Origin of the sequence: Dechloromonas sp. HYN0024 (assembly GCF_003441615.1) — a bacterium.
Lineage (GTDB): Bacteria > Pseudomonadota > Gammaproteobacteria > Burkholderiales > Rhodocyclaceae > Azonexus.
Genome location: NZ_CP031842.1, coordinates 2,858,366 through 2,869,852, shown reverse-complemented (window position 1 = coordinate 2,869,852; position 11,487 = coordinate 2,858,366). Strand labels below are relative to the sequence as shown.

Sequence of the window (11,487 nt, the reverse complement as noted above, 5' to 3'; positions counted from 1 at the left end):
CGGCTCAGCCCGCCTCGTAGCTGGAAAGGGTCACCCCGGCATGGGTCAGCATCTCGCGGATGGTCTTGATATCCATGCGGCTGCAGGTGCTGCTGTTGTGCGGGTGATGGAGGAAGGCCTCAACCTTGTTGAGCGTGACCTTGAAGCGTGCGCCGTGGGCCGATTCGACCTCGGCACCGAGGTGGTGGAGCAGCGACTCAATCTCCCGCCAGTGGATGTTGGCCGAGGGCGGGTCCTGGAAAATGCTGCGCATCAGGTGAGCATGCTTGTGACTCATGGTGAAGCTCCAAGCGTAACGAACCTGGATATTCTATGCCTGTGGCGCCGCCATGTCAGGCAAATACGATCTTCAGCATGGCCAGGGCGAGCAGGGTGTACCCAGCCGCAACAAGATCATCAGCCATGACGCCGAAGCCATTTTTGACGTGTTCGTCAAAATAGCGGGCCGGTTGTGGCTTGGTGATGTCGAAAAAGCGGAACAGGGCGAAGGCGGCGAGTTGCCAGAGGATGGTATCGGGCGTCAGGAGCAGGACCAGCCAGAAGGGCACGATTTCGTCCCAGACAATGCTGCCGTGGTCGGGATCGCCGATGGCCCGGCCGGTGACATCGATGAACCAGATGCCGGCGAGGTAGGCGGCGCTCAACAGGAAGAGCAGACCGCCATCGGAAAAATAGGCGTGGAAGAGCGCGTAGGTCGCCCAGGCGAACAGGGTGCCGAAGGTCCCCGGCGCTTTCGGGGCCAGCCCGCTGCCGCAGCCCAGGGCAAAAAAATGCGCCGGGTGGGCGAGCAGGAATTTCAGGTCAGGACGTCGGGCCAAAGTGATCGTATCCCTTGCGGTCGAATTCGACCGGCTTGCCGTCCGGATCGAGGACGGTCACGCCAGCGCCAGCGACCATTTCGCCGATATTCCACAGCGGCAGCTCGAGTTGGGCGGCAATTTGCGCGATAGCGAGGCTTTGCGTGCCGGGGGCGGTAAAGCACAGCTCGTAGTCGTCGCCACCGGTCAGCTGGCATTCGAGGGCCATGCGGCGGAGGTCGGCATCGTAGCTTTCGCCCTTGGGCAGATGCGGTAGCTGGACCAGTTTGACAGCCGCCGCGCAGCCCGAGCGTTCGGCAATATGGCCGAGATCGGCGAGCAGGCCGTCGGAAACATCAATGGCGGCACTGGCAATGCCGTTCAGGGCAAGGCCGAGGGCGACGCGCGGGCGGGGCTTTTCGAGCGCCCCGACGCACAGGCGCGGCCATGGTTCGGGCAGCGTGATGCGGCCCTGAAGGTGGGCGAGGCCGAGGCTGGCCAGGCCGGGGCGGCCGGATACCCAGATCTGGTCGCCGGCCTTGGCCCCGTCGCGGTGCAGGGCGCGGCCGGGTTCGACTTCACCCATGGCGGTAATGCAGACGTTGAGCGGGCCTTTGGTCGTGTCGCCGCCGATGACGTCGACCCCGTATTCGGCGGCACAGGCGAAAAAGCCGTCGGCAAAGCTGGCGATCCACGCTTCATCAACCGCCGGTAGCGCCCCGGCCAACGTTGCCCAGCGTGGTTGCGCACCCATCGCGGCGAGATCGGAGATATTGACGGCGAGCGCCTTCCAGCCGAGGTTGCGGGGGTTGGTGTCGGGCAGGAAATGGGTGCCGGCGACCAGCATGTCGGTGGTGACTGCCAGTTGCTTGCCGGGGCTCGGCTGGACCAGCGCGCAATCATCGCCGGGGCCGAGGATGGCCGACGGGGTGGGGCGGACGAAATACTTCCTGATCAGGTTAAATTCGCCCGCCATTGATTTACTTGCCCTGCTTGCGGGCGGCAACCTCGTCGGCCCGGACGACGCCGGCGACCTTGTCGAGAACGCCATTGATGTACTTGTGGCCGTCGGTGCCGCCGAAGGCCTTGGTCAGTTCGATGGCCTCATTGATGATGACGCGGTACGGGGTTTCCGGATGGTTGATCATCTCGAAGCTGCCGAGCATGAGGATACAGGCTTCGACGGGCGACAGTTCGGTGAACGGGCGGTCGATGTGCACCGAAATCTTCTCGATCAGCGCTTCCCCCTGACCAATGACGCCGCGCAGGGTGCCGACGAAGAATTCGCGGTCAGCCTTGGCGAAACCTTCCATTTCCGGGGCGTAGGCTTCGATGGCGGCCTCATCGGCGCCGCCGACACGCCACTGATAAAGGCCTTGCAGCACGAACTCGCGGGCCCGGCGACGGGCCGACTTGGGCGGTGCCTTGACGTCGTGGGGATGTTCGCTGTCGCTGAGGAAGGTGGTCATTGGAGCAGGGCTTTCTGGAGATTGGCCATTTCGACGGCGGCCTGGGCGCAGTCGCTGCCCTTGGGTTGGGTGCGGACTTCGGCCTGCTCGTCGGTATCGCAGGTGAGGATGCCGTTGGCAATGGGGATGCCGGTGTCGAGCTGGACTTCCATGATGGCGCGGCAGGCGTCATTGGAAACGACTTCGAAATGGTAGGTGTCGCCGCGAATGACCGCACCGAGGGCGACCAGCGCGTCGAAACTGCCACTTTGCGCCATGGTTTGCAGGACCAGGGGAATTTCGAGGGCGCCGGGGACATTGGCGATGCTCATGTCGGCATCGGCGACGCCGAGGCGCTTCAGTTCAGCGACGCACGACGAAAGCAGGGCTTCGCAGACGGGCAGGTTGAAGCGGCTCATGACGATGCCAACACGCAGACCGCTGCCGTCGAGGTTGTTGTCGAATTCAAAGATATTGTCGAAACGGGACATGGCTTACAACTCCGCTGGCGTGGTGACGAAACCGGTAACTTCAAGGCCAAAGCCGGTCATGGAGGGCATCTTGCGCGGGCTGGAGAGCAGGCGCATGCGGGAAACGCCGAGGTCGCGCAGGATCTGGGCACCGATGCCGTAGGTCCGGGGATCCCATTTGGTCGGGGCGCTCGGCGCCGTGCCGGTGAGGCGGGCAAGCAGGGCTTCGCCATCTTCCGGACGGTGCATGAGGACGATGACGCCGTGACCGAACTGGGTCAGGGCCGCTTGCGCTTCGTCGATGGAAAAAGCCTGGCGCTTGCTGGCCGGATCAAGGAAGTCGAGTACCGACAGCGGCTCATGCACGCGGACCAGGGTTTCCTCGCCGGCGGCGATGTTGCCCTTGACCAGGGCCAGGTGGGTTGCCCCACTCGCCTGGTCGACATAGGCGTGCATGGTGAAATCGCCGTGGGCGGTGCTGATCGTCTTGCTGGTGACTCGCTTGACCAGGGTTTCGGAGGCGGCACGGTAATGGATGAGGTCGGCGATGGTGCCGATCTTCAGGCCGTGGGTCTGGGCGAAATCCATCAGTTCCGGGAGGCGGGCCATGGTGCCGTCGTCGTTCATGATTTCGCAGATTACCGAGGACGGCTCCAGACCGGCCATTCCAGCCAGGTCGCAGCCGGCTTCGGTGTGACCGGCGCGGACCAGCACGCCGCCTTCGCGGGCGGTGATGGGAAAGACGTGACCGGGCTGGACGATATCGTCGATGGTCGTGCCCTTGGCCACGGCGACCTGGATGGTGCGCGCCCGGTCTGCCGCGGAGATGCCGGTGGTGACGCCTTCGGCGGCTTCGATGGAAACGGTGAAGGCGGTGCCGTACTGGGTCTTGTTGTTCTTCGCCATCTGAACCAGGCCAAGCTTGCGGCAGCGGGCTTCGGTCAGCGTCAGGCAGATCAGGCCGCGACCATGCTTGGCCATGAAATTGATGGCATCGGGCGTGATGTGTTCGGCGGCCATGACAAGGTCGCCCTCGTTTTCACGGTCTTCTTCATCGACCAGGATGACCATGCGGCCGGCCTTGAGTTCGGCAACGATCTCGGCGGTGCTGGCAATGGTGGGATGGGGTGGCATTGGGTATCCGGGAACAGCAAAAGGGGGGTGCTATTTTCGCAGAAACAGGGGATTAGCACATGACTTTAGTGCACGGGCGGTGGCCTGTCGGTGCGGCGACTCAGGGGCGGTAGGCTTCGACCTGGATGCGCAGCCTGACCTCATCGCCGATGAAGGGCAGGCCATTGCTCAGGCCAAAATCGGAGCGGCGCAGCACGCCCGTGGCGTCGGCGCCACAGCCGTGCTGCCGTTTGGCCAGATTGAAACCGCACTTGAAGCGGCTGATGTCGAGGCGTAGCGGACGGACTTCGCCGAGCATGACGAGGATGCCGTCGACGGCGCTGAGGCGTTCGTCAGTGAAAATCAGGGTCTGGCTGCGAAAGAAAATGTAGGGATGGTCTTTGGCGTTGAACCACGATTCGCCGCGCAGCACCTTGTCGCGCAGTTCAAAGCCGGTGTCGAGTGAAGCGACGTCGATGCTGATGTCGATGCGGCCGGTCTTGCCCTCGGGATCGAATTCGACAATGCCGCTGCTCCGGTTGAACTGGCCGCGCTGGGTGGAAAAGCCGAGGTGGTCAATTTCGAAGCTGGCGTAGGTGTGCGTCGGATCGATGGCGAATTCCTCGGCCTGCGCCAGGGGGAGCCAGGCGGCCAGCAGCAGGGTAGGGATGAAGGATTTCGTCAGCACGGGGTTTCGCCTGAATGATTGGGGACTGTCGTTCTGACCGTGCCGCTGGCGAGGCGTTCCCCGCCGCGTGTTAGCATCTTTGCCCATGCGGCACGCCCTCCTTTTTTCCGTCTTTGTCATTGCCTCATGCGGTCTGGCTTACGAGCTGATTGCCGGGGCGTTGTCGTCGTACCTGCTGGGCGATTCGGTGACCCAGTTCTCGACGGTGATCGGCACTTACCTGTTCGCCATGGGGGCTGGCTCATGGCTATCGAAATACATCACCCGCGACTTGATCGGGCGTTTCATCCAGATCGAATTGATTGTCGGGCTGCTTGGCGGTTTTTCGGCGATCGGGTTGTTCCTTGTCTTTACCTGGCTGTCAGCACCATTCAAGCTGGTGCTCTATCTCGCGGTGTTTGGCGTCGGGATTCTCGTTGGTCTGGAAATCCCGCTGGTGATGCGAATCCTCAAGCGTGAACTGGCCTTCAAGGACCTCGTGTCGCAAGTGCTTACTTTCGATTACCTCGGCGCGCTGGCGGTCTCCATCCTGTTTCCGCTGGTGCTGGCGCCACAGATTGGTATGGTTAGGACGGGGCTGCTCTTTGGCGTTCTCAATGTCGCCGTGGCGCTGTGGGCGCTACACCTTTTCCGCGACCAGTTGCCCGCGCGGCGCTGGCTGGCGGTGCAAAGCTGGACGGTATTCGGACTGCTGGTTGCCGGCTTCGCTGGCGCCGGACAACTGACGACCCTGGCCGAAAGCCACCTCTATGCCGACGAAATCATCCATGCCGAAACGACGCCCTACCAGCGCCTTGTTGTGACGCGCTGGCGTGACGACCTGCGCCTGTTCATCAACAACAACCTGCAGTTTTCATCGCGCGACGAATACCGCTATCACGAGGCACTGGTTCATCCCGGTCTGTCCAGCTTGCCCGGTGCCAAACGTGTGCTGGTGCTGGGTGGCGGTGACGGGCTGGCGGTGCGCGAAATTCTCAAGTATCCGGGCATCGAGGCAGTGACGCTGGTCGATCTCGATCCGGCGATGACCGACCTGTTTTCGACGGCGCCGCCATTGGTGGCCTTGAATCAGGGGGCGCTGAGCTCACCGAAAGTGACGGTGGTCAGCGCCGATGCCCTGCAGTGGCTGGAGGAAAGCCGCGACTATTTCGACTTCATCGTTATCGATTTCCCCGATCCGACCAATTTTGCGCTGGGCAAGCTGTATACCTCGGCTTTCTACCGCCTGGTCGAGAAACGACTGTCGGCACGCGGCTTGCTCGTTGTCCAGTCGACCTCGCCGCTTTATGCCCGGCAATCCTTCTGGTGCGTGGTGACGACCCTCGAAAGCGCTGGTTTCAAGACGGCGCCCTATCACGCACTGGTGCCGTCGTTTGGCGAATGGGGGTACATCATCGCGGGGCGTCAGGCATTTGTGCCGGGGCCGCTCATCCCGGAAACCACGCGTTTTTTGACGGCGGAAATGCTGCCCGGCCTATTCCTGTTTCCGGCCGATATGGCCCGCCTGCCGGCCGAGGTCAATCAGTTGAACAATCAGGTGCTGGTGCGTACCTTCGAAGCCGAGTGGCGTCAGGTTATCCGTTAGTCGGCTGGTGGGCCTTGAGGTAGTCCACCGTCGCTTCGAAAGGCATGGGGCGGCTATACAGGTAACCTTGCAGCATGTCGCAGCCAAGACCGGCAAGGAAGTCGCGCTGGGTTTCGGTTTCGACGCCTTCGGCCACCAGTTCAAGGCCGAGGCTGTGGCCAAGGGCGATTGTCGCGGTACAGATGGCCGCATCGTTGGGGTCGGTTTCGAGGTCCTTGACGAAGGATCGGTCGAGTTTGAGCCGGTGGATGGGCAGGTGCTTGAGGTAGGCCAGCGATGAATAGCCCGTGCCGAAATCGTCGATGGCCAGCTTGACACCCATCGCGGCGAGCTGGTCGAGGATGGTCAGGGTCATTTCCGGCTTGTCCATGGCCGTACTTTCGGTGATTTCCAGCTCGATATCCTGCGCTTCCAGGTCGTAGCAGGCGAGTGCCCCGCGGACCAGCAGCACCAGGTTTTCGTGGCGTAGTTGCTGGGCCGAAATGTTGATGGCAACGCGGATACCGGTGACTCCCCGGCCCTTCATCACGCGGATCAGGCGGCAGGTTTCCCAGATCACCCAATCACCAAGTGGCTGGATCAGGCCGGTTTCTTCGGCGATGGGAATGAAGCGCATCGGCGAAATCAAACCGAGCTTCGGGCTGTTCCAGCGCAGCAGGGCCTCAACGCCGACAACGCGTCCGCTGACCGTCTCGATCTGCGGCTGGAAGTGCAGGGCAAACTCGCTACCGGTCGGCGAGATGCCGGCGACGGCCTGACGCAGTTCGTTTTCCATCTGGAGGCGCTCGCCCGCCGCCTCGTTCATTCGGGTTGTATAGAACTGGTGGTTGTTGCGGCCGGCGCTCTTGGCGAAGTACATCGCCGTGTCGGCATTGCGGAGCAATGTGCCGGGATCACGTCCATCAATCGGATACAGGCTGATGCCGATGCTGGGGGTGGCGTACAGCACGTGATCGGAGATCATGTGGCTGTCGACCAGATTGCTCTGAATCTTGCTGGCAACGCGGGCAGCGGTCAGCGGGGATTCGATTTCCGGGAGGACGACGACGAATTCATCACCGCCGATGCGGGCGACCAGATCGCTGGCCCGGACGCATTCGCGCAAGCGCTGGGCGACGCTTTGCAAGAGCTGGTCGCCGATCTGATGGCCGAGCGTGTCGTTGATGTTCTTGAAGTTATCGAGGTCGATCAACATCAGCGCCAACTGCTGGTTAGTGCGTTCGCAGGCGCGCAGGGACTGCGCCAATTGTAATTCGAAAGCCAGCCGGTTGGGCAGGTTGGTCAGCGGATCGTGATAGGCCAGATAGGTCAGGCGGTCGGCAACCTCGTGGCTGGCATGGGTGTCGATGTAGTTGGCGACATGCCCCTGAAAGCTGCCGTCGGCATGGCGCAGCACGGATATCTTCAGTTGGCGCGGATAGATCGAGCCATCCTTGTGCTTGTTCCAGACCTCACCTTCCCAGTAGTCCTGGGTGTCGAGGGCCTGCCGCATGGCCGCATAGAGGGCCTGGGTGGTGCGACCGGAGGCCAGAACCCTGGGGTTCCGGCCGATCAGTTCTTTGAGTGAATAGCCACTCAGTCGGGTGAAGGCCTGGTTGGCCGCAACAATGTGGTTGTTGCAGTCAGTGACCAGAATGCCTTCGTGGCTTTGTTCGAAAGCGCAAAGCAGAGCCTTCTCGGAGGGGGAGTTCCGCTTCGAGGAGTGCTCGGCATTGCTGGTGACGGCGCGCTTCATTAGAACAACCTGACTATGTATGCGCCAATTCTAATCTTCCTGTCAGACGTTAAACAGGAAATTCATGACGTCACCGTCCTTGACCACATATTCCTTGCCTTCGGCGCGCATCTTGCCGGCTTCTTTGGCCCCGGCTTCGCCCTTGTAGGTGATGAAGTCTTCATAGGCGATGGTCTGGGCGCGAATGAAGCCGCGCTCGAAGTCGGTATGGATGACACCGGCCGCCTGCGGGGCGGTGTCGCCCTGATGGATGGTCCAGGCGCGCACTTCCTTGACCCCGGCCGTGAAGTAGGTGGCCAGGCCAAGCAGCTTGTAACCGGCGTGGATGAGGCGGTCGAGGCCGGGCTCTTCGAGGCCGAGGTCGGCGAGGAACATCTGCTTTTCTTCGTCGTCGAGGTCGGCGATTTCCGATTCGATGGCGGCGCAGACCGACACCACTTCGGCCTTTTCGGTGGCCGCGTGGGCGCGCACGGCGTCGAGCAGCGGGTTGTTCTCGAAGCCGCTCTCGGCGACGTTGGCGACGTAGAGCACGGGCTTGCCGGTGATCATGCAGAAGGGCTTGATCAGGGCCAGTTCTTCCTTGGAAAGGTCGAGGGCGCGAATGGCCTTGGCCTGGTCGAGCTGGGTGAAGCATTTTTCGAGAACGGCGACCAGCGCCTTGGCTTCCTTGTCACCGGAACTGGCCGGGCGGCGGTAGCGGTTGAGCGCCTTCTCGACCGAGGCCATGTCAGCCAGCGCGAGTTCAGTGTCGATGACTTCGATGTCGCGCAGCGGATCGACGCCGCCCGAGACGTGGATCACGTTGTCGTCGGCAAAGCAGCGCACGACATGCACGATGGCGTCGGTTTCGCGGATATTGGCCAGGAACTGGTTGCCCAGGCCTTCGCCCTTGGAGGCGCCGGCGACGAGGCCGGCGATGTCGACGAATTCGACAATGGCCGGCTGCATCTTCTGCGGCTTGACGATGGCGGCGAGCGCGGCCATGCGCTTGTCGGGCACTTCAACGATGCCGACGTTCGGCTCGATGGTGCAGAAGGGGTAGTTTTCTGCCGCAATGCCCGACTTGGTCAGGGCGTTGAAGAGGGTGGATTTGCCGACGTTGGGCAGGCCGACGATGCCGCATTTCAAAGACATGAGGTTTTTCCTAAATGGTTGCCAACTAGACGGCTTTACCGTGTAACTGTTGTTGGGCGCCGGCAAAGTCTCCGGCGGCAAGTTTGGGCCAGGCCAGCAGGCAGCGGGCGAGGGCGTGTTCAATGTCCGGCAGTTCTTCCTTGCGCGGCTGGTGCAGCACGAAGTCTACAACCTGCTGGGACAGGCCGAGGGTGCGCGGATGGCCGATGCCGAGGCGCAGTCGCCAGAAATCCGGCGTGCCGAGTTTGGCCTGAATATCCTTCAGGCCGTTGTGTCCGCCATTGCCGCCGCCCTGCTTGAGGCGAATGCCGCCGGGTGGCAGGTCAAGTTCATCATGGATGACGAGAATCTCTTCGGCGGGAATCTTGTAGAAATTGGCCAGCGCAGCGACCGACTGACCGGAGCGGTTCATGAAGGTGCTTGGCTGGAGGAGCCAGGTTTCACCACTGCGCGCCGCCTTGCCATGGAACTTGGCCTGGGGGGCGAGCGCCATCTTCAGTTTGTCGGCGAGATGGTCGACAAACCAGAAGCCGACATTGTGTCGGGTCGCTTCGTATTCCGGGCCGGGGTTGCCGAGGCCGACGATCAGGCGGGGTGGGTTCATGGTCAGTAAAATGAAAAAGCCGCCGGCGGCAAAAAGCCAGCGGCGGCCATCACAGCTTGGGGCCGGAAATTACTCGGCAGCAGCTTCGCCTTCAGCGGCTTCTTCGGTCGAACCACCCTTGCCGACGATGCCGACGACGACGTCGTCAGTGGCGTGGGCAACGAGCTTGACGCCGTTCGGCAGCTTGAGCTGGGAGAGGTGGATGCTGTCACCGATCTTCAGGGCCGACAGGTCGACTTCGACGAACTCGGGCAGATCCTTGGCCAGGCAGTGGACATCGACTTCGGTGATGACGTGGTTGACCAGGCCGCCATTGAGCTTGACGCCCGGGGCGATTTCTTCGTTGACGAAGTGCAGCGGCACCTTGATGTGCAGTTCGTGCGTGGCGTCGACGCGCTGGAAGTCGATGTGCAGAACCAGCGGACGGTAGGCGTGCATCTGGTAATCGCGGAGAAGGACTTGTTCCTTCTTGCCATCGACCACGAGGTTGATCACGGAAGAATGGAAGGCTTCCTTCTTCAGCTTGAGCAACAGTTCGTTGTGGTTGGTTTCGATGGCTACCGGGGCAGCTTCGCCACCGTAGACGATACCCGGGACGGTGCCAGCGCGACGCAGGCGGCGGCTCGCACCCGTTCCCTGCAGCGTACGCGCTTGGGCGTTAAGTTCAAATTGCATGGTGATACTCCAGTAGGTTTCCCGGACCGCGACCAGTTCGGGAAGGTTAAAAAAACTTAGTCGATGAACAGCGACGAGACGGAGTCGTCGTTGCTGATGCGGCGAATGGTTTCGGCCATGATTTCGGCCACGGAAAGCTGACGGATACGGGGCGATGCAGCAGCCTCGTCGCGCAGCGGGATGGTATCGGTGACGACCAGGGCGTCGAGGTCGGAGCTGTTCACGCGCTCGACGGCCGGGCCGGACAGTACCGGGTGGGTACAGTAGGCGACAACCTTCTTGGCGCCATTGGCTTTCAGCGCGGTGGCGGCCTTGCACAGGGTGCCGGCGGTGTCGACCATGTCGTCCATGATAATGCAGGTGCGTCCGTCGACTTCACCGATGATGTTCATCACTTCGGAGACGTTGGCTTTCGGGCGGCGCTTGTCGATGATCGCCAGATCGCATTCGAGACGCTTGGCCAGCGAGCGGGCGCGGACAACGCCGCCGTGATCGGGCGAAACGACCATCGGGTTTTCATAATGCTGCTTGCGGATGTCGTCGAGCAGGATGGGCAGGGCGTAGATGTTATCGACCGGAATGTCGAAGAAGCCCTGAATCTGTTCGGCATGGAGGTCCATGGTCAGGACGCGGTCGACGCCGGAGGCGACGAGCATGTTGGCGACCAGCTTGGCGGCGATGGGCACGCGCGAGGAGCGCGAACGGCGGTCCTGGCGGGCGTAGCCAAAGTAGGGGATGGTGGCGGTGATACGGCCGGCCGAGGCGCGCTTGAGCGAGTCGACGATGACCAGCAGTTCCATCAGGTTGTCGTTGCAGGGTGCGCAGGTCGATTGCAGCACGAAGATGTCACGGCCACGAACGTGTTCCTGCAGTTCGACGCTGACTTCGCCGTCGGAAAAACGACCGACATTGGCGCGACCGAGATCGACATTGAGTTGCGTTGCGACGTCGGCAGCCAGTTTTGGATTGGCATTGCCGGTGAAGACCATCAAGCTGTTGTAGGCCATTCCCATGTTCCTCCGGACTTTTTGCATGCTTACGTGCATTTGCCCGCCACAATGAAAATTGGGCAGGCTTGTGACCTGCCCGAAGGAAACTTGGCTGGGGAAGAAGGATTCGAACCTTCGAATGCCGGAATCAAAATCCGGTGCCTTGACCAACTTGGCGACTCCCCAGCGGTTGCTCGAACGGGTTCGCGTCCGAGCGAGGCGCGAATAATACAGTAGCTCTGGCGGGAA

At 61.9% G+C, this 11,487-nt stretch carries 13 protein-coding genes and 1 tRNA gene; 1 reads left to right on the top strand and 13 read right to left on the bottom strand.

Annotation, left to right across the window (positions count from 1 at the left end):
* Positions 1-4: 4 nt before the first annotated feature.
* The 7 genes from HYN24_RS13815 to HYN24_RS13785 form a co-directional block, all read right to left on the bottom strand.
* Positions 5-277, bottom strand: a complete 273-nt coding sequence (locus HYN24_RS13815) for a type II toxin-antitoxin system HicA family toxin (protein ID WP_117609790.1) — start codon at positions 275-277, stop codon at positions 5-7.
* Positions 278-332: 55 nt separating this feature from the next.
* Entirely contained in the window at positions 333-818 is a 486-nt protein-coding gene (locus HYN24_RS13810; RefSeq protein WP_205421397.1) for a phosphatidylglycerophosphatase A, read from the bottom strand.
* On the bottom strand, positions 802-1,773 hold the full coding sequence (thiL, locus tag HYN24_RS13805) for a thiamine-phosphate kinase (protein ID WP_117609789.1): 972 nt from the start codon (positions 1,771-1,773) through the stop codon (positions 802-804). The genes HYN24_RS13810 and thiL overlap by 17 nt, the downstream gene beginning before the upstream one ends.
* A 4-nt stretch (positions 1,774-1,777) precedes the next feature.
* Positions 1,778-2,266: a transcription antitermination factor NusB gene (gene nusB, locus HYN24_RS13800; protein WP_117609788.1), complete on the bottom strand. Its 489-nt coding sequence runs from the start codon at positions 2,264-2,266 to the stop codon at positions 1,778-1,780.
* Positions 2,263-2,736, bottom strand: coding sequence for a 6,7-dimethyl-8-ribityllumazine synthase (gene ribH, locus HYN24_RS13795; protein ID WP_117609787.1), 474 nt, complete (start codon positions 2,734-2,736; stop codon positions 2,263-2,265). The genes nusB and ribH overlap by 4 nt, the downstream gene beginning before the upstream one ends.
* 3 nt (positions 2,737-2,739) lie before the next feature.
* The gene (gene ribBA, locus HYN24_RS13790) at positions 2,740-3,849 is read right to left on the bottom strand and encodes a bifunctional 3,4-dihydroxy-2-butanone-4-phosphate synthase/GTP cyclohydrolase II (RefSeq protein ID WP_117609786.1); all 1,110 of its coding nucleotides are present in this window, start codon (positions 3,847-3,849) and stop codon (positions 2,740-2,742) included.
* A gap of 100 nt (positions 3,850-3,949) precedes the next feature.
* Positions 3,950-4,516, bottom strand: coding sequence for a YceI family protein (locus tag HYN24_RS13785; protein ID WP_162888745.1), 567 nt, complete (start codon positions 4,514-4,516; stop codon positions 3,950-3,952).
* Positions 4,517-4,601: 85 nt separating this feature from the next.
* On the opposite strand from HYN24_RS13785, the gene HYN24_RS13780 reads away from it, so the two are divergent.
* Positions 4,602-6,101 carry a polyamine aminopropyltransferase gene (locus HYN24_RS13780; RefSeq protein ID WP_117609784.1) on the top strand — a complete coding sequence of 500 codons (1,500 nt, stop codon included), beginning with the start codon at positions 4,602-4,604 and terminating at the stop codon, positions 6,099-6,101.
* On the opposite strand, the gene HYN24_RS13775 is transcribed toward HYN24_RS13780, so the two are convergent.
* From HYN24_RS13775 to HYN24_RS13750, 6 genes are all read right to left on the bottom strand, one after another.
* Complete coding sequence (locus HYN24_RS13775; RefSeq protein WP_117609783.1) at positions 6,091-7,836, bottom strand: bifunctional diguanylate cyclase/phosphodiesterase; 1,746 nt, start codon at positions 7,834-7,836, stop codon at positions 6,091-6,093. The two genes, HYN24_RS13780 and HYN24_RS13775, sit on opposite strands and share 11 nt — an antisense overlap.
* A 42-nt stretch (positions 7,837-7,878) precedes the next feature.
* Positions 7,879-8,970, bottom strand: coding sequence for a redox-regulated ATPase YchF (gene ychF / locus HYN24_RS13770; RefSeq protein WP_117609782.1), 1,092 nt, complete (start codon positions 8,968-8,970; stop codon positions 7,879-7,881).
* A gap of 25 nt (positions 8,971-8,995) precedes the next feature.
* Positions 8,996-9,574 carry an aminoacyl-tRNA hydrolase gene (gene pth, locus HYN24_RS13765; protein WP_117609781.1) on the bottom strand — a complete coding sequence of 193 codons (579 nt, stop codon included), beginning with the start codon at positions 9,572-9,574 and terminating at the stop codon, positions 8,996-8,998.
* 69 nt (positions 9,575-9,643) lie between these two features.
* Positions 9,644-10,249, bottom strand: a complete 606-nt coding sequence (locus tag HYN24_RS13760) for a 50S ribosomal protein L25/general stress protein Ctc (protein ID WP_117609780.1) — start codon at positions 10,247-10,249, stop codon at positions 9,644-9,646.
* Between the two features lie 56 nt (positions 10,250-10,305).
* Positions 10,306-11,256 (bottom strand): ribose-phosphate pyrophosphokinase, encoded by a 951-nt coding sequence (locus tag HYN24_RS13755; RefSeq protein WP_117609779.1) that lies wholly within the window; start codon positions 11,254-11,256, stop codon positions 10,306-10,308.
* Positions 11,257-11,347: 91 nt separating this feature from the next.
* Positions 11,348-11,424 (bottom strand) — tRNA-Gln (locus tag HYN24_RS13750).
* Positions 11,425-11,487 lie beyond the last annotated feature (63 nt).

Excerpts from the sequence above, each read along its gene's own strand:
- HYN24_RS13815 (WP_117609790.1), bottom strand. The coding sequence starts at position 277 with ATGAGTCACAAGCATGCTCACCTGATGCGCAGCATTTTCCAGGACCCG.
- thiL (WP_117609789.1), bottom strand. The coding sequence starts at position 1,773 with ATGGCGGGCGAATTTAACCTGATCAGGAAGTATTTCGTCCGCCCCACC.
- nusB (WP_117609788.1), bottom strand. The coding sequence starts at position 2,266 with ATGACCACCTTCCTCAGCGACAGCGAACATCCCCACGACGTCAAGGCA.
- ribH (WP_117609787.1), bottom strand. The coding sequence starts at position 2,736 with ATGTCCCGTTTCGACAATATCTTTGAATTCGACAACAACCTCGACGGC.
- ribBA (WP_117609786.1), bottom strand. The coding sequence starts at position 3,849 with ATGCCACCCCATCCCACCATTGCCAGCACCGCCGAGATCGTTGCCGAA.
- HYN24_RS13780 (WP_117609784.1), top strand. The coding sequence starts at position 4,602 with ATGCGGCACGCCCTCCTTTTTTCCGTCTTTGTCATTGCCTCATGCGGT.
- HYN24_RS13775 (WP_117609783.1), bottom strand. The coding sequence starts at position 7,836 with ATGAAGCGCGCCGTCACCAGCAATGCCGAGCACTCCTCGAAGCGGAAC.
- ychF (WP_117609782.1), bottom strand. The coding sequence starts at position 8,970 with ATGTCTTTGAAATGCGGCATCGTCGGCCTGCCCAACGTCGGCAAATCC.
- pth (WP_117609781.1), bottom strand. The coding sequence starts at position 9,574 with ATGAACCCACCCCGCCTGATCGTCGGCCTCGGCAACCCCGGCCCGGAA.
- HYN24_RS13760 (WP_117609780.1), bottom strand. The coding sequence starts at position 10,249 with ATGCAATTTGAACTTAACGCCCAAGCGCGTACGCTGCAGGGAACGGGT.
- HYN24_RS13755 (WP_117609779.1), bottom strand. The coding sequence starts at position 11,256 with ATGGCCTACAACAGCTTGATGGTCTTCACCGGCAATGCCAATCCAAAA.